The sequence below is a fragment of the Pseudomonas sp. MYb327 genome (assembly GCF_040438925.1).
Classification (GTDB): Bacteria; Pseudomonadota; Gammaproteobacteria; order Pseudomonadales; family Pseudomonadaceae; genus Aquipseudomonas.
Window position 1 is genome coordinate 169,402 of the sequence record NZ_CP159258.1, and the last position, 19,106, is coordinate 188,507.

General features: G+C 57.2%; 20 protein-coding genes. 8 read left to right on the forward strand and 12 right to left on the reverse strand.

What is annotated here, in order from left to right:
• Positions 1-77 precede the first annotated feature (77 nt).
• Together rnt and pyrC are read right to left on the reverse strand one after the other, a co-directional pair.
• On the reverse strand, positions 78-755 hold the full coding sequence (gene rnt / locus ABVN21_RS00750) for a ribonuclease T (protein ID WP_339556439.1): 678 nt from the start codon (positions 753-755) through the stop codon (positions 78-80).
• Complete coding sequence (gene pyrC / locus ABVN21_RS00755; RefSeq protein ID WP_339556440.1) at positions 752-1,798, reverse strand: dihydroorotase; 1,047 nt, start codon at positions 1,796-1,798, stop codon at positions 752-754. The genes rnt and pyrC overlap by 4 nt, the downstream gene beginning before the upstream one ends.
• A 159-nt stretch (positions 1,799-1,957) precedes the next feature.
• Here pyrC and ABVN21_RS00760 point away from each other — a divergent pair, with 159 nt between their 5' ends.
• Together ABVN21_RS00760 and ABVN21_RS00765 are read left to right on the forward strand one after the other, a co-directional pair.
• The gene (locus ABVN21_RS00760; RefSeq protein ID WP_339556441.1) at positions 1,958-2,863 is read left to right on the forward strand and encodes an OmpA family protein; all 906 of its coding nucleotides are present in this window, start codon (positions 1,958-1,960) and stop codon (positions 2,861-2,863) included.
• Positions 2,864-2,992: 129 nt separating this feature from the next.
• On the forward strand, positions 2,993-4,210 hold the full coding sequence (locus ABVN21_RS00765; RefSeq protein WP_034149022.1) for an argininosuccinate synthase: 1,218 nt from the start codon (positions 2,993-2,995) through the stop codon (positions 4,208-4,210).
• A 119-nt stretch (positions 4,211-4,329) separates the two neighbouring features.
• Here ABVN21_RS00765 and ABVN21_RS00770 read toward each other — a convergent pair whose 3' ends face one another.
• A complete protein-coding gene (locus ABVN21_RS00770) occupies positions 4,330-5,034 on the reverse strand; it encodes a hypothetical protein (protein WP_339556442.1) in 705 nt (234 codons plus the stop codon).
• Positions 5,035-5,586: 552 nt separating this feature from the next.
• Between ABVN21_RS00770 and ABVN21_RS00775 the strand changes: the two genes are divergently transcribed.
• Positions 5,587-6,213, forward strand: coding sequence for a response regulator transcription factor (locus ABVN21_RS00775; protein ID WP_339556443.1), 627 nt, complete (start codon positions 5,587-5,589; stop codon positions 6,211-6,213).
• 91 nt (positions 6,214-6,304) lie between these two features.
• On the opposite strand, the gene ABVN21_RS00780 is transcribed toward ABVN21_RS00775, so the two are convergent.
• The 8 genes from ABVN21_RS00780 to metG form a co-directional block, all read right to left on the reverse strand.
• Complete coding sequence (locus ABVN21_RS00780) at positions 6,305-6,484, reverse strand: hypothetical protein (protein ID WP_339556444.1); 180 nt, start codon at positions 6,482-6,484, stop codon at positions 6,305-6,307.
• 106 nt (positions 6,485-6,590) lie between these two features.
• Positions 6,591-7,229, reverse strand: coding sequence for an endonuclease III (nth, locus tag ABVN21_RS00785; RefSeq protein ID WP_339556445.1), 639 nt, complete (start codon positions 7,227-7,229; stop codon positions 6,591-6,593).
• 25 nt (positions 7,230-7,254) lie between these two features.
• Positions 7,255-7,842 carry an Rnf-Nqr domain containing protein gene (locus ABVN21_RS00790; protein WP_339556446.1) on the reverse strand — a complete coding sequence of 196 codons (588 nt, stop codon included), beginning with the start codon at positions 7,840-7,842 and terminating at the stop codon, positions 7,255-7,257.
• Positions 7,835-8,446 (reverse strand): RnfABCDGE type electron transport complex subunit G, encoded by a 612-nt coding sequence (locus tag ABVN21_RS00795; RefSeq protein WP_339556447.1) that lies wholly within the window; start codon positions 8,444-8,446, stop codon positions 7,835-7,837. The genes ABVN21_RS00790 and ABVN21_RS00795 overlap by 8 nt, the downstream gene beginning before the upstream one ends.
• Positions 8,443-9,429, reverse strand: coding sequence for an RnfABCDGE type electron transport complex subunit D (locus tag ABVN21_RS00800; RefSeq protein WP_339556448.1), 987 nt, complete (start codon positions 9,427-9,429; stop codon positions 8,443-8,445). The genes ABVN21_RS00795 and ABVN21_RS00800 overlap by 4 nt, the downstream gene beginning before the upstream one ends.
• The gene (rsxB, locus tag ABVN21_RS00805) at positions 9,416-10,426 is read right to left on the reverse strand and encodes an electron transport complex subunit RsxB (RefSeq protein WP_339556449.1); all 1,011 of its coding nucleotides are present in this window, start codon (positions 10,424-10,426) and stop codon (positions 9,416-9,418) included. The genes ABVN21_RS00800 and rsxB overlap by 14 nt, the downstream gene beginning before the upstream one ends.
• The gene (locus ABVN21_RS00810) at positions 10,423-10,992 is read right to left on the reverse strand and encodes an Rnf-Nqr domain containing protein (protein WP_339556450.1); all 570 of its coding nucleotides are present in this window, start codon (positions 10,990-10,992) and stop codon (positions 10,423-10,425) included. Before ABVN21_RS00810 ends, rsxB begins: the two co-directional genes overlap by 4 nt.
• A 138-nt stretch (positions 10,993-11,130) precedes the next feature.
• The gene (gene metG, locus ABVN21_RS00815; RefSeq protein ID WP_339556451.1) at positions 11,131-13,182 is read right to left on the reverse strand and encodes a methionine--tRNA ligase; all 2,052 of its coding nucleotides are present in this window, start codon (positions 13,180-13,182) and stop codon (positions 11,131-11,133) included.
• A 250-nt stretch (positions 13,183-13,432) separates the two neighbouring features.
• On the opposite strand from metG, the gene apbC reads away from it, so the two are divergent.
• Positions 13,433-14,527, forward strand: coding sequence for an iron-sulfur cluster carrier protein ApbC (apbC, locus tag ABVN21_RS00820; RefSeq protein ID WP_339555422.1), 1,095 nt, complete (start codon positions 13,433-13,435; stop codon positions 14,525-14,527).
• A gap of 93 nt (positions 14,528-14,620) precedes the next feature.
• On the opposite strand, the gene ABVN21_RS00825 is transcribed toward apbC, so the two are convergent.
• On the reverse strand, positions 14,621-15,379 hold the full coding sequence (locus tag ABVN21_RS00825; protein WP_339555421.1) for an SDR family oxidoreductase: 759 nt from the start codon (positions 15,377-15,379) through the stop codon (positions 14,621-14,623).
• Between the two features lie 167 nt (positions 15,380-15,546).
• On the opposite strand from ABVN21_RS00825, the gene ABVN21_RS00830 reads away from it, so the two are divergent.
• From ABVN21_RS00830 to groL, 4 genes are all read left to right on the forward strand, one after another.
• Positions 15,547-16,278 (forward strand): HugZ family protein, encoded by a 732-nt coding sequence (locus ABVN21_RS00830; RefSeq protein WP_339555420.1) that lies wholly within the window; start codon positions 15,547-15,549, stop codon positions 16,276-16,278.
• A gap of 66 nt (positions 16,279-16,344) precedes the next feature.
• Complete coding sequence (locus ABVN21_RS00835) at positions 16,345-16,821, forward strand: FxsA family protein (protein WP_339555419.1); 477 nt, start codon at positions 16,345-16,347, stop codon at positions 16,819-16,821.
• A 249-nt stretch (positions 16,822-17,070) separates the two neighbouring features.
• Entirely contained in the window at positions 17,071-17,364 is a 294-nt protein-coding gene (locus tag ABVN21_RS00840) for a co-chaperone GroES (protein WP_034149036.1), read from the forward strand.
• A gap of 49 nt (positions 17,365-17,413) precedes the next feature.
• Positions 17,414-19,060 (forward strand): chaperonin GroEL, encoded by a 1,647-nt coding sequence (groL, locus tag ABVN21_RS00845; protein WP_339555418.1) that lies wholly within the window; start codon positions 17,414-17,416, stop codon positions 19,058-19,060.
• Positions 19,061-19,106 lie beyond the last annotated feature (46 nt).

Consider the following 19,106-nt stretch of genomic DNA (forward strand, 5'->3'; position numbering starts at 1 on the left):
AAAAAACCGGCCTCAGGGCCGGTTTTTTTATGGGCAGAATATGTCTGGAACCCTGTGGGAGCAGGGTCGCACCCGGATCAATCGTCGAAATCTTCCCAGCCGCCCATTTGCTTCCAGCGGTTAACAATGCCGCAGAACAGCTCGGCGGTCTTCTCGGTGTCGTAGCGAGCCGAGTGGGCCTCGCGACCGTCGAAGTCGATATCGGCGGCCTGACAAGCCTTTGCCAACACTGTTTGACCGTAAGCCAGACCGGCGAGGGTCGCTGTATCGAAGCTGGAGAACGGGTGGAACGGGTTGCGCTTCATGTCCAAGCGCGCGACGGCAGCGTTAAGGAAACCCAAATCGAAGCTGCTGTTGTGCCCGACCAGAATCGCCCGTTTGCAACCATTGGCCTTGAGAGCCTTGCGCACGCCGCGGAAGATATCATTCAGCGCCGACTCTTCACTCACGGCCATGCGCAGTGGGTGATCGAGCTTGATGCCGGTGAACTCCAGGGCGGCTGCTTCGATGTTCGCGCCTTCGAAAGGCTCGACACGGAAGAAGTAAGTGTGATCCGGGTAAACAAAACCCTTTTCATCCATGGCGATGGTGGTTGCGGCGATTTCCAGCAGCGCATCGGTGGCCGAGTTGAAGCCACCGGTTTCTACGTCGACGACAACTGGCAGGTAGCCACGAAACCGTGCGGCCATTGGGTGACGGGAACCGCCTCCACCGCCATTACTTTCCTGTTCGTCGTCGAAATGGTCTTCACTCACGCGTGTTCCTCCAGCAGGCGCCAGCGCAGTTTTTCACCGGCGCGCAGCGGGATAACGGTCAACTCGCCAAATGGCAAGCTGGTTGGGGCGGTCCACTCTTCGCGAACCAGGGTGATGCGATCGGTATTCGCCGGCAGGCCGTAGAAGCGCGGGCCGTTGAGGCTGGCAAAGGCTTCAAGCTTGCCCAGCGCGTTACGCTGTTCGAACGCTTCGGCGTACATCTCGATCGCCGCATAAGCGGTGTAGCAGCCGGCACAGCCGCAAGCGGCTTCTTTGGCGTGCTGAGCGTGGGGAGCCGAGTCGGTGCCAAGGAAGAACTTCTCGCTGCCGCTGGTTGCAGCGTCGAGCAGGGCTTCCTGATGCGTATTGCGCTTGAGAATCGGCAAGCAATAGAAGTGCGGCCGAATCCCGCCCACCAGCATATGGTTACGGTTGTACAGCAGGTGATGCGCGGTAATGGTCGCGCCAACGTTGGCCGGAGCCGAATTGACGAATTGCACGGCATCCGCGGTGGTGATGTGTTCGAACACCACTTTGAGGGTCGGGAAACGCTCGACCACACGACGCATGTGCTCATCGATGAAGATTTTTTCGCGGTCGAACACGTCGACGTCGCCACGGGTGACTTCACCGTGAATCAACAAAGGCATTCCCACTTCGGCCATGGCCTCCAGTGCAGGGAAGATCTTGTCGATGCTGGTGACGCCAGAGTCCGAGTTGGTGGTCGCGCCGGCCGGGTACAGCTTGGCGGCGTACACGAAACCGCTGGCCTTGGCCTCGCGAATTTCTTCGGGCTGGGTGCGGTCGGTCAGGTACAGCACCATCAGCGGTTCGAACTGGCTGCCGGCCGGGCGGGCAGCGAGAATCCGCTGGCGATAGCCGTCGGCTTCGGCCGCATTGCGGACCGGAGGAACCAGGTTGGGCATGATGATGGCGCGACCAAAGGTACGCGCGACATCCGCAACGGTATTGGTCAACACAGCACCATCGCGAAGATGAATATGCCAGTCGTCGGGACGCAGCAGGGTCAGGCGGTCGGACATGAGGGGATTCCAGGCGGGTCAAACTGAAGGGAATGCTACCGGAAAAGACTCTTGCAGGCACTCGCTATCAAGTTTTGCGGGAAGCTTCCGATATCCAACAGGTATGCCGTAAACAAGTGTGTGTCGGTCTTTTTGTTGTAGAAGCCAGTGGAGCCTCCCGTGCGCCAGCGTTATTTAGCCTTGCTCAGTGTGTTTGCCAGCCTTCCTGCGATGGCGCTCACTTTCCAGACCCGTCTGGAGAGCATTGAGTGGACGGTCGAAGGTGACAAGTTCGAATGCCGGCTGACTCAGCCAATCACCGATTTCGGCTCGGGGCAGTTTGTGCGCCGTGCTGGCGAGCAGGCGACATTTCGTCTGAATGCTTACAACGCCATGATGGGCGGCGGTTCGGCCACGTTGCTGGCAGCGGCTGCGCCCTGGCAGCCGGGGCGTGGGGATATCAACTTGGGTACTGTGAGAATTGGCAGCGGTAATGTGTTGTTCAACAGTTCACAGGTACAGGCCGGACGATTGATCAGTGGACTGATGGACGGGCGTAGTCCGGTGATTCGGCATTCTTCGGGCGATGGCCGGGTGTCGGAAGTGCGTTTGCTGCCAGTCAAATTCAGTAAGGCTTACGCTGATTATCAGGGCTGCGTGGCCAAGTTGTTACCGCAGAATTTTGAGCAAGTGAAGCAATCCGAAGTCGGCTTCCCCGGTGGCGGTATCGATCTGGATACTGCCGCGAAAGCCAGGCTACAGGTCATGCTGGAGTACATGCAGGCCGATCCAACGGTCAATCACATCGAACTCGATGGCCACTCCGACAATAGCGGCAACCGCTTGACCAATCGTGACCTGTCACGCCGCCGGGCTCTGGCGGTCATGGAGTTCTTCAAGGCCAACGGAATTCAGGAATCGCAAATCACCGTCCGTTTCCACGGCGAGCGTTATCCATTGGCGCCGAACACCAACAACGCCAACCGCTCGAAGAATCGCCGGGTAGCGGTGCGTCTGGAGCGGGGAGCGCCGGCGGAGCAGGTTGCTCCTCAGGCTACGAAACCGGCAGCCTCGGCAACTTCCTGACCACTCGGTCATCGTCGCTCTCTCGACAGATTCTGTCGCTTCGTCGTCATAAGCTGTCGCGCCACTGTAAATTATCCTGCATGAGCGGTAGACTTCCCGGCTTTCCGTAGAACCCCGTGGAGTGATGGCATGGCGGACGTAAACAAGGTCGTTCTGGCGTATTCCGGCGGCCTGGACACTTCGGTGATCCTCAAGTGGCTGCAGGATACTTATAACTGTGAAGTCGTGACCTTCACCGCTGACCTCGGTCAGGGCGAAGAGGTCGAACCTGCACGCGCCAAGGCTCAGGCCATGGGCGTCAAAGAAATCTACATCGACGACCTGCGCGAAGAGTTTGTGCGCGATTTCGTGTTCCCGATGTTCCGCGCCAACACCGTTTACGAAGGTGAGTACCTGCTGGGTACTTCCATCGCGCGTCCGCTGATCGCCAAACGCCTGATCGAAATCGCCAACGAAACCGGCGCTGACGCCATTTCCCACGGCGCCACCGGCAAGGGCAACGACCAGGTTCGTTTCGAACTGGGCGCCTACGCCTTGAAGCCAGGCGTCAAAGTGATTGCTCCTTGGCGCGAATGGGACCTGCTGTCCCGCGAGAAGCTGATGGATTACGCCGAAAAGCACGCGATCCCGATCGAGCGTCACGGCAAGAAAAAATCCCCGTACTCGATGGATGCCAACCTGCTGCACATCTCCTATGAAGGCGGCGTGCTGGAAGACACCTGGACCGAGCACGAAGAAGATATGTGGAAATGGACCGTCTCCCCGGAGAAGGCTCCTGACAAGCCGCAATACCTGGAACTGACCTACCGCAACGGCGACATCGTCGCGCTGGACGGCGTCGAAATGACCCCGGCCACCGTGCTGGCGACCCTGAACCGTATCGGTGGCGAACACGGCATCGGCCGTCTCGACATCGTCGAGAACCGCTACGTCGGCATGAAGTCCCGTGGCTGCTACGAAACCCCGGGCGGCACCATCATGCTGCGCGCTCACCGTGCGATCGAATCGATCACCCTGGACCGCGAAGTGGCTCACCTCAAAGACGAGCTGATGCCTAAATACGCCAGCCTGATCTACACCGGATACTGGTGGAGCCCTGAGCGTCTGATGCTGCAACAGATGATCGACGCGTCCCAGGCACACGTGAACGGTGTCGTGCGCCTGAAGCTGTACAAGGGCAATGTGATCGTTACCGGCCGCAAGTCCGACGAGTCGTTGTTCGATGCCAACATCGCGACCTTCGAAGAAGATGGCGGCGCCTACAATCAGGCTGACGCTGCAGGCTTCATCAAGCTGAACGCATTGCGCATGCGCATTGCGGCGAATAAAGGCCGAAAGCTTTTCTGAGACCTTTGAGCTTGTAATGGATTTGTGGCCTCGTCATCGACGAGGCCACAAACTTGCGAAATGGGGTTTTTACCTGATATTGCGTTTCAATCATTTTTTGTCGACTTATGCCCCTCGTGTCACTTTTGATAGTTGTGTGCCGGCAGGCTGCTCTGATCAATGACCGTCATCTCGTGTGAATTCAAATTGTAAGCAACACAAAAAGCGCTGGTGTCGCGTTTTCTTGTCTGCTTTGAACCTGCGCCTTCTTTCAGTAACGCCTCCGATTCTGCTCCGGTGAGAAACAAAATCACGTGGCTCTTCCTCACCTGCGGATTTTTGATTGTCTCCAGTAAAGAGCCGAACTCCATTTTTTTGCTCAACCAGCGGGCATCAATGATGTACAGGTCATTCAAAAGCTCGGGCAGCCGGACGTGATGTTGAACCGAAAGGGTGGCCTGTAAGCCGATTTCGGTCGGCGGGGCCTGTGCAGTGCGAGAAGAAGGAACTGACCGCCTATCATTTGTCGGCGAATCCCGCCGGGCGTTTTCAGACGAACTCATTGTGTCGTTGTTTTCCGGCCGCTCGACACTGTCGAGTACCTTTATGAAATGTTTTTCTTTTTCAAAGTCCGAAGGTGCGTAAAGCGACCGATAGTTAAAGTTGAGCGTGGCAAAAAAAAGGAGCAGCAAATAAAAAGGGAAGCTGATCAAGAACCAGATGTAGATTTCGCGTTCATCCTCGTCCAGGAACGGCAATGATATGGCCGCCGAAGTTTCGGATAGCGTTGCGAATATTGCGATAATAGTCATGGGGTTGGTGATTCTTTTTTTGAGTTTTGTCATATCTTTTTCTCATGTGATTTAATCTTTCTTCATTGGTGAGTGGCTGTTTTTGTGGGTAGTTGGCATAGTATCTGTGGTGTTTGTGTTTTGGGTATTGATATTTTAATTGTGTGATGTGTCTTGTTCTTGATTATTCTCTGTTTTAATTTTTGAGTGTGCACTTCTTTAATAATTGATCATGGATGCGTTTCTGCTGTAAGAGCAAGTGGATGCATTGTGTATGATATTTCCGGTATGAGTATGGGTTCAGAAAATATCAGTTACTTTCAAACGTGGTTTAAAGGTCGGTGTTGTCCTATTACCGTTGTTTCGTATTTCTAATTGATTTTTTAGTCTTGAGTTGAAACAAAAAACTGGTGAAATGTGAATTGTCTTCACGCGTATTCTGTTTTCGAAGCATCGAATTATCGGTTTTTTTGTAAGACTAATCCGCGATATTTGTAGGGAATGTCTCTCGCTGTGGGTGGCCGGGGGGCATGGCATGCCATGGGTGAAACGACTAGGCTATTGTGCGGGCTCTAAAAATTCGAACAGCGAAAATTGGACTTGCCCATGAATAAAGTGCTGATCGTGGATGATCACCCCGTCATTCGTCTTGCGGTGCGTATGCTGATGGAACGTCATGGCTACGAAGTTATTGCAGAGACAGATAATGGCGTGGATGCATTGCAACTTGCCCGTGACTGTATGCCGGACATTGTCATTCTGGATATTGGAATACCGAAACTCGATGGGCTGGAAGTTATTGCGCGGCTGTCATCGTCAGCCATGCCGGTAAAAGTATTGATACTCACATCCCAGGCACCCGGTCATTTTTCCATGCGATGCATGCAGTCGGGGGCGGCTGGGTATGTTTGCAAGCAACAGGATTTGACGGAGTTGCTCAGTGCAATAAAAGCGGTGTTGTCCGGTTATAGTTACTTTCCAAATCAGGCATTGCATACCGTGCGTGCAAGTCTGGGTAATGCCAGTGAAGCGGATATGGTAGATCGTTTATCAGGGCGAGAGATGATGGTCTTGCAACAGTTAGCCAAGGGTAAGACTAACAAAGAGATTGCCGACGGGATGTTTCTCAGCAACAAGACTGTCAGCACTTACAAGACACGTCTTCTTTTGAAGCTTAATGCGCGCTCTCTGGTTGACCTGATTGAATTGGCTCAGCGCAATGGGCTTGTGTAATCCATTGGCGTTGGACGAAGCGCGATGAACGGGCATTTATCACGAGTCGGAACATAATAAAAAAGCCTCCGTTTCGGGAGGCTTTCAGGTGTCATAAGTCAAAATCGTAATCGGCCAATTGCTTTTGCAGTCGGCGCTCCTCCAGAAGATTGTCGATGGTACGGCGCTTGCTAAGGTTGGTTTTTGCTACTTCAACCACCGGTTCAGCCTCATCAGCCTCCACGGGGGTGAAATCATCTTCAACGTCCAATTGCTCTTTGCCAGTGCTCATTTAGTTACTCCAGGCTAAGACGGCCTTTGGGGCTCCTTATAACGACATTCTCCCGGCGGGTAAAAAAGATTTTTTCAATCGACGAATCAACAAATCTAATAGTGCCTCAATCGTCCGAAGTCTTGTGCTTGTATTCGCACAGGTCTTCGATCCGGCAACTGCCGCAACGAGGCTTGCGGGCCAGGCAGACATAGCGCCCATGAAGGATCAGCCAGTGATGTGAGTCGAGCAGGTATTCCTTGGGCACGAACTTCATCAGTTTTTTTTCCACCTCAACTACGTTCTTGCCGGGCGCAATGCCGGTACGGTTGCTGACGCGGAAAATATGGGTGTCCACGGCCATGGTCAACTGACGGAATGCCGTATTGAGCACAACGTTGGCTGTCTTGCGGCCCACGCCGGGCAGCGCTTCCAGTTCCTCGCGCGTTTGCGGTACTTCGCTCGCATGACGTTCCACCAGCAATCGGCAGGTTTCAATCACGTTTTTTGCTTTGCTGTTGAACAGGCCAATGGTCCTGATGTATTCGGACAATCCCTCGACGCCCAGCGCGTGAATCGCTGCCGGGGTATTGGCTACCGGGAATAGTTTTGCAGTGGCCTTGTTGACGCCGACATCGGTCGATTGCGCCGAAAGAATCACGGCGATCAGCAATTCAAACGGTGAGGAATAGGCCAGTTCGGTCTTTGGTTCCGGGTTGTCTTCATACAACCTGCGGAAAATTTCCAGACGTTTTGCGGCATTCATGGGCAGTGCATTTCCTCGAAGGCTGTCATTGTGAAGGTGTTGGGCTGTGCCAGGCTTGCCATGCGGCGACCAGTAATCCCAGCAGAATGAAACCGCCAGGGGCGAGCGTAGCCAGGCGCAGACCACCGTCGGCGGTCACAACCCAACCTCGCCAGTCAGCCTGTGTCATACCGGCTAGCCACGGTAGATGAGCGACGATCGTTCCGTTGCCGACCAGCTCGCGCAGCAAGCCCATGCCTACCATCAACGAGCCGAACAGGCCGATCAGCCGCAGACGATCTCGCCCCGGTCTCTGGAAAAAACCAGTGTGCTCCAGGACAACGCATTGCAAGGCGATCAGGCCTGCATAGATCCCCACTTGATGATGCCATTGCAGCGACCACACTTGCGCACCCAACTCCGCGCAAGAAGTTAATGTGGCGGCGAGTAGCACGCTGGTCAGCAAGTGCGTTGCCGGATGCATTCGCGATCTCAATGCGCCCATGCTCAGGCCAAAACCACTGATCACTGCGACAAACATCAGCCATAGGCCCAGAGCGGCCGTGATTGAGCCAGTGGCGCCGATCAAGGGTGCGAGCATCAGCGAGTTATGCAGAAACGATGATTTATTCATGGGAAGAACTTCCGAGCAGCTGTTGTCGGTGTTCATCGAAGTAGCGCAACGCATCATGGATCGCGTTGATGACTGCTCTGGAGGTAATCGTCGCGCCGGCGATCTGATCGAACTGACCCTGATCCTTTTTTAGCGCCCAGCCACTGTCGCCGGGCACGCTACGTGATTTTCCGGAAAACGCTTGAAGCCACGCACTGGGCCAGTCGGCGATTCGCGCGCCCAACCCCGGCGTTTCCGTTTGCTTGAGGGTTTTGACACCCACCAGCCTGCCATTGGTATCGATGGCGATCAGCAAGGTGATGGTGCCGGCATACCCCAGGGTCTGGCTGCGCAGCAAGACCACGGAAGGTCGACTGGCTTTGGTCGCCAAATAGCCACCCGACAAGGTGCTATTGGGTAAAGCCGGGTTTTCGAGCGTGAGGGGCTGTTCCAGCGGTTGATTGTCATAGCTGTCTGGCGGTAGCAAGTCGAGCAGGTTACGGCTGTCGACCAGGCGCTGTTCGGCCGCAATACGTGGCGCACTGCTGTACTGGACGTAATAGCTCAGGCCGATACCAACGATGGCCAGGACTAACAGGATCACTACGCTCGACGCGCGGCTCATGGCGCAGTTCGCTCCTGTCTTGATGCGACAAAACGCTCCAGCGCCGGTACACAAAGATTCATCAGTATCACGGCAAACGCCACGCCGTCCGGATAGCCGCCCCAGGTACGAATCAGATACGTCATCAGACCTACACCAGCGCCGAATAACAATCGCGCACCAGGGCTTTTCGCACCAGACACCGGTTCCGTGACGATGAAAAACGCGCCCAGCATGCTTGCGCCGGTGAGCAAATGAAACAGCGGTGAACCATGGGAATCGGAGCCCGAACCGTTCCAGCACAACAAACTAATGATGAACAGGCTGGCGAGCATGCCAACCGGCGCATGCCAGGTGAATACACGCTGTTGCAGAAGAAATGCTCCACCCGCGAGAAAGGCCAGGTTCACCCATTCCACACCTCGGCCACCGAAGTGACCAAATGCCGGGTTCGCGGAGAACAACTCATCCATGGTCAGGCTTTTGTTAATCCGCAGGCTGTCGAGTGCCGTCGCCTGAACCCAGGCATCCGGGAGCTGGCTGAAGCCAAACACATGCTGCAAGCCGCCCGACAAGTCCATGCCATAGGAAGCCGGCCACTGAGTCATTTGTTGGGGAAATGTCACCAACACTAGAGCAAAACCGAGCATCGCCGGGTTGAACGGGTTGCTGCCGACACCGCCATACAGATGCTTGCCCAGCAGCATTGCGAACGCGGCAGCACTGACCGTCAGCCACCACGGGCAGTAAGGTGGCAAAGCCAATGCCAGCAATGTCGCACTGACCAGGGCGCTGCCGTCGCTCAGAGTGGCTTTGAGTGGGCGCTTGCGCAACTGCAGCACGGCCGCTTCAACGGCCAATGCACTAATGCCTGCCAGCAGCAGATTGATCAAGATCCCCCAGCCATATAGCCAGATCAGCGCGAGCATCCCCGGCAGCGTGGCCAGCAACACCCGTTTCATGGCCTGCTGGAGGCGCTCGTCGACCGCTTCAAGGGGCGGCATAGGCATCCACCTGACGTTCAGCATCGCTGAGTGCGCGCTCCAGGGCTTCAATCTGGTCTGCCGGCGCTTCATTGGCTTGAGCTTTCTTCAGTTCGGCGCGGCGCATGGCCAACTGGATTTTCGCCCGATTCAGGTCGGCATTCTTGGCCGGAGCAGGAGTGGGTGTTGAAACAGGGGGAGCGGTGCTTTCAAGCTGCGCCAGGGTTTGTTCGGCGGCTTCGAACTGCTGCTGCAGGACGATCAGCTGTGATTGCTGTTCGTAGGTCGGTGGATGACCGAAGGCCTTGAGCGATTTGTTCAATTGCGCCCGGCTCATCGCCAGATCAACCTTGGCTTTTTTCAATGCCGCATCGGCATTGGCGGCCTTCTGTACGCGAACGCGCTCAAGGGCGGCCTGCACCGGGTCGAGCGATACTTCGCTGGGCTGGGCTGTGCGTTGCGCCCTGGCCTCTCGTTCGGCGGCTTTCTGTTCTTCCTCACGTTGCAGGCGGGCGCTGCGCTGTTCGAAGCGGCGCCGCGCGTGATTGCGCTTGGCGGCGCGGGCTCGGTGCTCTTCAGTGCTGAACGCCAGACCACCCACAATCGGCAGCACGGTGGCTGTTGGCAACGGCCGCATTTCGATGCAGTCCACCGGGCAGGGCGCCACGCAGAGGTCGCAACCGGTGCATTCGTCGATGATGACGGTGTGCATCAATTTGGCCGCACCGACGATGGCGTCTACCGGGCAGGCCTGGATGCATTTGGTGCAGCCGATGCATTCGGCCTCACGGATGTAGGCGATCTGCGCGGGGGCCGGACCACGGCTGACGTCCAGTTCCAGCACCGGTACGTTCAGCAGATCGGCCAGTGCCGCGATGGTTTCACTGCCACCGGGCGGACATTTGTTGATCGGCTCGCCGTTGGCGATGCCTTCGGCGTAGGGCTTGCATCCGGGATGCCCGCACTTGCCGCATTGAGTCTGCGGCAGAAGGGCGTCGATGCTTTGAATCAGACTCATGTTTTGATCAGCCCGCTGAATCCGAGAAAGGCCACTGCAATCAGTCCGGCACCGATCAGATCGATCGGCAAGCCGCGAAAGGGCAGGGGGACATCGTTATCGAGTGTGCGTTGGCGCAGGTCGTTAAACAGGCTCAACACCAGCCAGAAGCCCAGCCCCGCGCCCAGGCTCAGGGCCATGGCATTTAAGAATCCCTTGTCGTCCTGGGCGCTGAGCAGCACTACCCCAAGCACGCCAGCGTTGCCCAACAGTAACGGCCAGAGACCTTCGAACGGCAATGTCGAAAACATCCGTGGCAGCCATTTCAGCAGCGGGTGGATCAGCAGCACGCTGAGCGGCAGGAATACGAACAGACGTAGGGATGTCAGCTCTAGCGGCACTAGTAGCCAGTGATAGATCGAATAACCCAGCAAGCCAACGATTAGCATCAAACAGGTCGTTGCGACACCCAGCGCATGGAGTTGCCGGCGCTCGCTACCCAACAACGGATCGACGCCCAGCGGCCAGTGCAACACTAGGTTGTTGATCAGGGCAGTGCTGATAAGTGTCAGAAGCATTTCGCTCATGATCGTCCGTATCCGATCCTGGATGGTCCCGTAGGAGCTGCCGCAGGCTGTAGCCAGACCTTAAAGTAATTATGGGCCAGACATGAAAATCCCACAGTCGCGCCAGGCACGACTGTGGGATTGGTTTGCCGCCGTACCTTACTTGATCCGCTGGCCAGGCTTGGCGCCGCTGTCCGGGCTGAGCAGGTAGATTTCTTCACCGCCAGGACCGGCCGCCATCACCATGCCTTCGGAGATGCCGAATTTCATTTTCCGTGGCTTGAGGTTGGCGATCATCATGGTCAGGCGACCATCGAGCTTGGACGGGTCCGGGTAAGCGCTCTTGATACCGGAGAACACGTTGCGTTGCTCGTCACCGATGTCCAGTGTCAGGCGCAACAGTTTGTCGGCGCCTTCCACGTGTTCAGCCTTGACGATCAGGGCTACGCGCAGGTCGACTGCGGCAAAAGTGTCGAACTCGATTTCCGGCGACAGCGGATCCTTGGCCAGTTCGCCGTTACCCGCCGGGGCAGTTTCGCCAGTGTCGGTCTGGCTGGCGGTCAGGTCTTCTTTCGAAGCGTCGGTCATGGCTTGCACTTTGACCGGGTCGATACGGGTCATCAGCGGTTTGAACTCGTTCAACTGGTGGTTGGCGAGCAAGGTCGTGTGGTCGTTCCAGGTCAACGGCGCGACGTTGAGGAACGCCTCGGCATCGGCAGCCAGCAATGGCAGCACAGGCTTGAGGAAAATCACCAACTGGCGGAACAGGTTGACGCCGGTGGCGCAGATGGCCTGGACTTCATCCTGTTTGCCTTCCTGCTTGTTCAGCGACCACGGCGCCTTGTCGGCGATCCAGGCGTTGGCACGGTCGGCCAGGCCCATAATCTCGCGCATGGCGCGGGCAAAGTCGCGGGCTTCATAAGCGTCGGCGATGCCGGGTGCTGCGGCCAGGAACGCTTCGGTCAGCTCCGGCGCGGCGTTGGTGTCGACCATCACGCCGGCATTGCCCTTGTTGATGAAACCGGCGCAACGGCTGGCGATGTTGACGACTTTGCCGACCAGGTCGGAGTTGACCTTCTGCACGAAGTCTTCGAGGTTCAGGTCCAGGTCGTCTACGCCACGGCTCAGTTTGGCCGCGTAGTAGTAGCGCAGGTATTCCGGCGACAGGTGATCCAGGTAGGTCCGGGCCTTGATGAAGGTGCCACGGGACTTGGACATTTTCTGGCCGTTGACGGTCAGGTAGCCGTGCACATTGATGCCGGTCGGTTTGCGGTAACCCGCGCCTTCGAGCATGGCTGGCCAGAACAGCGCGTGGAAGTTGACGATGTCCTTGCCGATGAAATGGTACAGCTCGGCGGTCGAGTCCTTGCCCCAGAACGCGTCGAAGTCCAGCTCCGGCGTACGGTTGCACAGGTTCTTGAAGCTGGCCATGTAGCCGATCGGCGCATCCAGCCACACGTAGAAGTATTTGCCCGGCTCGTCGGGGATTTCAAAGCCGAAGTACGGCGCATCGCGGGAAATGTCCCACTGTTGCAGGCCGGCATCCAGCCATTCAGCGATCTTGTTGGCGACGGCGTCCTGCAGGGTGCCGCTACGGGTCCAGGTTTGCAGCATTTCCTGGAAGTCCGGCAACTTGAAGAAGAAGTGCTGGGAATCCTTGAGTACCGGGGTGGCGCCGGAAATTGCCGACTTCGGATCTTTCAGGTCGGTGGGTGCGTAGGTCGCGCCGCATTTTTCGCAGTTGTCGCCGTACTGGTCTTCGGTGCCGCATTTCGGGCAAGTGCCCTTGATGAAGCGGTCGGCCAGGAACATTTTCTTTTCCGGGTCGAAGTACTGAGTGATCGAACGCTGGGCGATGTGCCCGGCGTCGCGCAGCTTCAGGTAGATCTGGCTCGACAGTTCACGGTTTTCTTCGGCGTGAGTGGAGTGAAAGTTATCGAAGTCCACCAGGAAGTCGGCAAAGTCGGCGCTGTGTTCAGCCTGCACGTTGGCGATCAGTTGTTCCGGGGTGATGCCTTCTTTTTCCGCGCGCAGCATGATCGCCGAACCGTGGGCGTCGTCGGCGCAGACATAAATGCATTGGTTGCCGCGGTGCTTCTGGAAGCGCACCCACATATCGGTCTGGATGTATTCCAGCATGTGGCCAAGATGGATCGAACCATTGGCATAGGGCAGGGCGCTGGTGACGAGGATCTTGCGTGGCTCGGACATGGGGCTCGGCTACTTGATGAAACGGAGGTCGGCCACTATAAAGCGCCGGCGCATATTTTTCATCCTGTTGGCCTGTTTCATTGGATGAGCAACCTGTAGGAACCCGGCTTGCCGGCGATAGCGATCTTGAATACGCAATCGCCGGCAAGCCGGTCTCCTACAAAAGCGCGATCTTTTGAGCATCCCGTCGAACGATCAGAACAGGTACGATACCCGTCATCTTTTCCAAGTCCAGTTTTCGGAGTTGCCCATGAGCGCCGTCAATCGCGCAGCGGTGGAAGCCGTCCTTCGCCAATACACCGACCCTTATCTGAACCAGGACCCCGTCAGCGCCGGATGCGTGCGCAGCATCGAGATCCAGGGTGATCGTGTCAGCGTGCAGCTGGAACTGGGCTATGCCGCCGGTCTGTTCAAGAGTGGCTGGGCGCAGATGCTGGAAATGGCTATTCAAGGGCTGGATGGCGTGTCGATTGCCAAAGTTGATATCACCAGCGTAATAGCCGCGCACAAGGCCCAGGCGCAGATTCCGGGCCTGGCCAACGTCAAGAACGTAGTGGCCGTGGCGTCCGGAAAGGGTGGCGTGGGCAAATCCACCACCGCGGCCAACCTGGCCCTGGCCCTGGCCCGTGAAGGTGCCAAGGTCGGAATTCTCGATGCGGACATCTACGGTCCGAGCCAGGGCATCATGTTCGGTATTGCTGAGGGCACCCGTCCGCAGATCAAGGAACAGAAGTGGTTCGTGCCGATTCAGTCCCATGGCGTCGAAGTGATGTCCATGGCATTCCTGACCGATGACAACACGCCGATGGTCTGGCGCGGGCCGATGGTTTCCGGCGCTTTGTTGCAATTGGTGACACAAACCGCCTGGGGCGACCTGGATTACCTGGTCATCGACATGCCGCCAGGCACCGGCGACATTCAGCTGACGCTGGCGCAGAAAGTCCCGGTGGCCGGCGCTGTCATCGTTACCACACCACAGGATCTGGCTTTGCTGGACGCGCGCAAAGGCGTGGAGATGTTCCGCAAGGTCAACATTCCGGTGTTGGGCGTGGTGGAAAACATGGCCGTGCACATCTGCTCAAACTGCGGACATGCCGAGCATCTGTTCGGTGAAGGTGGTGGTGTGAAATTGGCCAATCAATACGGCGTTGAGCTGCTGGCCTCGTTGCCGCTGGCGATGGCCATCCGCGAACAGGCCGATGGCGGCAAGCCAACGGTGATCGCCGAGCCGGACAGCCCGATTGCCCTGGTCTACCAGGAACTGGCCCGCCACGTTGGCGCGCGGATCGTGTTGCAGGAAGCTGCGACGCCGGCGATGCCGAACATCACCATCAGCGACGATTGAAAATACGCATTTGTAAGAGCCCGGCGTGCCAGCGATGGTGGACTTGAATACGCCATCGCCGGCAAGCCGGGCTCCTACAGCGGGCGGTGCTGCTTAGATTCGCAGGCCGCCATCCATCTCCAGAATCCGACCGGTGTAATAGTCGTTCTCAAAGATATACGCTGCCGAATGGGCGATCTCTTCCGGCTTGCCCATGCGCTTGAGCGGAATCCCCGACGTCATCTTCTCCAACGCTTCCGGTTTCATGCCCAGGGTCATTTCGGTTTCGATAAAACCCGGTGCAATGCCGGCCACGCGAATGCCGTAACGCGCCAGTTCCTTGGCCCAGGTCACGGTGGCCGCAGCTACACCAGCCTTGGCGGCGGAGTAGTTGGTCTGACCGACGTTGCCGGCGCGGGAGATCGACGAGATATTGATGATCGCGCCGCTGTTGTTCAGCTCGACCATTTTTGCCGCGACTTCACGGGTGCACAGGAACACGCCGGTCAGGTTGACGTCGATCACTGCCTGCCATTGAGCCAGACTCATCTTGGTCATCTCGCCGTCCTTGACCTTGAGCAGCAGGCCATCGCGCAGGATACCGGCGTTGTTGATCAGGCCGTGGATCGCACCGAAGTCTTCGGCGACCTGGGCGACCATGTGCGTCACTTGCTCTTCATTGGCGACGTTGCACAGGTAGGCGCGGGCCTCGACACCCTTGGCCTTGCAGGCGGCAACGGCGGCGTCGAGCTTTTCCTGGTTCAAGTCGACCAGTGCCAGCTTCGCGCCCTTGTCGGCGAAATACTCGGCCATGGAACGGCCCAAACCCTGGCAACCGCCAGTGATAATGATTACTTTGTCAGTGAGTTGCATTCGCATGCCCCGGTAGCAGGTCTAGAGTGGTTTCCTTGTAGAGAGCCTCTCGATCTGCGCCTGACGTGGCCCGGCTGCACATGAGAATTGCCCCCGATGGCGTACTGGGCACTTATCCCCAGGTGCCTGTCCGTTTTTTTGACGGATTCTATATAAGGAGTCATAAATTGAGCGTAGAAGCGGCCAAGAATGCACGAGAATTGCTTCTCAAGGAATACCGCGGGGTGCTGTCGACGCACTCCAAGGCGATGCCCGGCTTCCCGTTTGGATCTGTTGTTCCGTACTGCCTGGACGAACTGGGGCGGCCGCTAATCCTTATAAGCCGCATTGCCCAGCACACTCACAACTTGCAGAAAGATCCGAAATGCTCGCTTTTCGTGGGCGAGCGTGGGGCTGAAGATGTGCAAGCCGTTGGTCGGCTGACCTATCTGGCCGAGGCGCAAATGATCGAGGGCGCGTCAGCCATCGACGCGGCAGCCGAGCGCTATTACCGCTACTTCCCCGATTCGCAGAATTATCACAAGGCCCATGATTTCGATTTCTGGGTGCTGCAACCGGTGCGTCACCGATACATTGGCGGTTTTGGCGCCATTCATTGGGTCAATGACCTGATCCTGGCGAACCCTTTTGCCGGCAAGGCTGAAGTGAGCATGGTCGAGCACATGAACGCCGATCACGCCAAGGCGATTACCCATTACGTGGATCTTGCGGGATTGCCAAAGTCTTCGCCGGCACAGATGGTCGGCATCGACAGCGAAGGCATGCACCTGCGCATCGGTCAAAGCCTTTACTGGTTGCCGTTCCAGGCTCCGTGTAATACGCCGACACAAGTTCGCGAAGCCTTGGTTTTCCTGGCTCACGCTGAACATTGGCCAAAAAATGAAGTCGCCGACGCTTGAATTCACGAAACGGCGACGTCATCTAAGGATTACTGGCAAGGCATTCTTGCGTTGAGGAACCATTTGATGCGCCCTTTTTTGTTGCTCTTTCTGCTGTTCCCGGTGTTGGAGCTGTTCGTATTCGTCAAGGTGGCAGGGGCCATCGGGTTTTTCCCGGCCCTGCTGCTGATCATTCTCGGCTCGATGTTCGGTGTATTCGTGTTGCGGATCGCCGGCCTGGCAACGGCTTTGCGAGCCCGTGAAAGCCTGAACCGTGGCGAGTTGCCCGCGCAGACCATGCTCGAAGGCCTGATGCTGGCGTTGGCCGGTGGTCTGTTGATCCTGCCGGGTTTCATCAGTGACGTGGTCGGCCTGATCATGCTGCTACCGATCTCCCGTCGCCTGCTGGCCAATAAAATGCGCCAGCGTGCCGAGGAGCAAGCGATTCGCCAGCGTGCGTTCGCCGATGACCTTCAGTCCCGTGGCGGCCCTACGCCGCGCGAGCCTCTGGGCCGCGAGCCCAACGTGATCGAAGGTGAGTTCGAACATCGCGATAGCAAGTAACACCTCATATCGACACGGCACCTTCGGGTGCCGTGTTCGTTTGCGGGGTAAAGAGAAGAAAATTTTTCGACCCCCGCCCTTGTAATAAGCTTATGCGCCCTTATGTAACGGTCACCGCAAGGTTTCTGGTGATCACACCAGACAGACTTCCGCGGTTCGCTCGACGAACCGCACCCGGCACCGCCGGACTTTGTTAAACCCGCCGGGACTACACCGGCCGATGAAAACCACAATTAGGAGAGATCGACAATGAAGCTTCGTCCTCTGCATGACCGCGTCGTCATCCGTCGCAGCGAAGAAGAAAAGAAAACCGCTGGCGGTATCGTCCTGCCAGGTTCGGCTGCTGAAAAAGCCAACAGCGGTGAAATCCTCGCTGTCGGCACCGGCCGCGTACTGGATAACGGTGAAGTGCGTGCACTGTCCGTGAAAGTGGGCGACAAGGTTGTGTTCGGTCCTTACTCCGGCAGCAACACTGTGAAAGTCGACGGCGAAGACCTTCTGGTAATGAGCGAGAACGAAATCCTCGCTGTTGTCGAAGGCTGATTACCCGCTCATTTTCCCGTTACTACAAAGTATTTAAGGAATATCGATCATGGCTGCTAAAGAAGTACTGTTTGGCGATTCCGCCCGCAAGAAAATGCTCACCGGTGTCAACGTCCTGGCTGACGCAGTAAAAGCGACCCTGGGCCCGAAAGGCCGTAACGTGATCATCGAGAAGAGCTTCGGCGCTCCGACCATCACCAAGGACGGCGTTTCCGTCGCCAAAGAAATCGAACTGGAAGACCGTTTCGAAAACATGGGCGCGCAGCTGGTCAAAGACGTTGCCTCCCGTGCCAACGATGACGCAGGCGACGGCACCACCACCGCTACCGTTCTGGCTCAATCGATCGTCAACGAAGGCCTGAAAGCCGTCGCTGCCGGCATGAACCCGATGGATCTGAAGCGCGGTATCGACAAAGCGACCATCGCTATCGTCAAAGAGCTGAAAAACCTGTCCAAGCCTTGCGCTGACACCAAGGCCATCGCTCAGGTAGGTACCATCTCCGCCAACTCCGACAACTCCATCGGCGACATCATTGCCGAAGCGATGGAAAAAGTCGGTAAAGAAGGCGTGATCACCGTTGAAGAAGGCTCGGGCCTGGAAAACGAACTGTCGGTTGTTGAAGGCATGCAGTTCGACCGTGGCTACCTGTCCCCGTACTTCGTCAACAAGCCAGAGACCATGGTCGCTGAGCTGGACGGCCCGCTGATCCTGCTGGTCGACAAAAAGATCTCGAACATCCGCGAAATGCTGCCCGTGCTGGAAGCCGTTGCCAAAGCCGGCCGTCCACTGCTGATCGTGGCCGAAGACGTTGAAGGCGAAGCCCTGGCGACTCTGGTTGTGAACAACATGCGTGGCATCGTTAAAGTCGCAGCCGTCAAGGCGCCAGGCTTCGGCGACCGTCGCAAGGCCATGTTGCAGGACATCGCCGTTCTGACCGGCGGTACCGTAATCTCCGAAGAGATCGGCCTGAGCCTGGAAAGCACCACTCTGGAGCACCTGGGTAACGCCAAACGCGTGACCCTGTCCAAGGAAAACACCATCATCGTTGACGGTGCTGGCGTACAAGGCGACATCGAAGCGCGCATCAACCAGATCCGTGCCCAGGTTGCTGAAACTTCCTCGGACTACGACCGTGAAAAACTGCAAGAGCGTCTGGCCAAGCTGTCCGGTGGCGTAGCAGTGATCAAGGTTGGCGCTGGTTCCGAAGTTGAAATGAAAGAGAAGAAAGCCCGCGTTGAAGACGCCCTGCACGCTACCCGTGCAGCCGTTGAAGAAGGCGTGGTACCTGGCGGTGGCGTAGCGCTGATCCGTGCTCTTGAAGCCATCCTGGACCTGAAAGGCGACAACGCTGACCAGGACGTAGGTGTTTCTGTTCTGCGTCGTGCCGTTGAAGCACCGCTGCGTCAGATCGCTGCCAACAGCGGTGACGAGCCAAGCGTTGTGGTAAACGAAGTCAAGAACGGCAAAGGTAACTTCGGTTACAACGCTGCGACTGGCGAATACGGCGACATGATCGAAATGGGTATCCTGGACCCAACCAAGGTCACCCGTTCCGCTCTGCAAGCTGCATCGTCGATCGCCGGTCTGATCCTGACCACCCAAGCGGCTGTTGCTGATGCACCGAAGAAAGACGGCGGTGCTGGCGGCGGTATGCCAGACATGGGCGGTATGGGCGGCATGGGCGGCATGATGTAAGCCAGCCTTACCCCTGTACTAAAAACCCCGCCTGCGAAAGCAGGCG

Excerpts from the sequence above, each read along its gene's own strand:
- pyrC (WP_339556440.1), bottom strand. The coding sequence starts at position 1,798 with ATGTCCGACCGCCTGACCCTGCTGCGTCCCGACGACTGGCATATTCAT.
- ABVN21_RS00765 (WP_034149022.1), top strand. The coding sequence starts at position 2,993 with ATGGCGGACGTAAACAAGGTCGTTCTGGCGTATTCCGGCGGCCTGGAC.
- ABVN21_RS00770 (WP_339556442.1), bottom strand. The coding sequence starts at position 5,034 with ATGACAAAACTCAAAAAAAGAATCACCAACCCCATGACTATTATCGCA.
- ABVN21_RS00775 (WP_339556443.1), top strand. The coding sequence starts at position 5,587 with ATGAATAAAGTGCTGATCGTGGATGATCACCCCGTCATTCGTCTTGCG.
- ABVN21_RS00780 (WP_339556444.1), bottom strand. The coding sequence starts at position 6,484 with ATGAGCACTGGCAAAGAGCAATTGGACGTTGAAGATGATTTCACCCCC.
- nth (WP_339556445.1), bottom strand. The coding sequence starts at position 7,229 with ATGAATGCCGCAAAACGTCTGGAAATTTTCCGCAGGTTGTATGAAGAC.
- ABVN21_RS00790 (WP_339556446.1), bottom strand. The coding sequence starts at position 7,842 with ATGAATAAATCATCGTTTCTGCATAACTCGCTGATGCTCGCACCCTTG.
- ABVN21_RS00795 (WP_339556447.1), bottom strand. The coding sequence starts at position 8,446 with ATGAGCCGCGCGTCGAGCGTAGTGATCCTGTTAGTCCTGGCCATCGTT.
- ABVN21_RS00800 (WP_339556448.1), bottom strand. The coding sequence starts at position 9,429 with ATGCCGCCCCTTGAAGCGGTCGACGAGCGCCTCCAGCAGGCCATGAAA.
- rsxB (WP_339556449.1), bottom strand. The coding sequence starts at position 10,426 with ATGAGTCTGATTCAAAGCATCGACGCCCTTCTGCCGCAGACTCAATGC.
- ABVN21_RS00810 (WP_339556450.1), bottom strand. The coding sequence starts at position 10,992 with ATGAGCGAAATGCTTCTGACACTTATCAGCACTGCCCTGATCAACAAC.
- metG (WP_339556451.1), bottom strand. The coding sequence starts at position 13,182 with ATGTCCGAGCCACGCAAGATCCTCGTCACCAGCGCCCTGCCCTATGCC.
- apbC (WP_339555422.1), top strand. The coding sequence starts at position 13,433 with ATGAGCGCCGTCAATCGCGCAGCGGTGGAAGCCGTCCTTCGCCAATAC.
- ABVN21_RS00825 (WP_339555421.1), bottom strand. The coding sequence starts at position 15,379 with ATGCAACTCACTGACAAAGTAATCATTATCACTGGCGGTTGCCAGGGT.
- ABVN21_RS00835 (WP_339555419.1), top strand. The coding sequence starts at position 16,345 with ATGCGCCCTTTTTTGTTGCTCTTTCTGCTGTTCCCGGTGTTGGAGCTG.
- ABVN21_RS00840 (WP_034149036.1), top strand. The coding sequence starts at position 17,071 with ATGAAGCTTCGTCCTCTGCATGACCGCGTCGTCATCCGTCGCAGCGAA.
- groL (WP_339555418.1), top strand. The coding sequence starts at position 17,414 with ATGGCTGCTAAAGAAGTACTGTTTGGCGATTCCGCCCGCAAGAAAATG.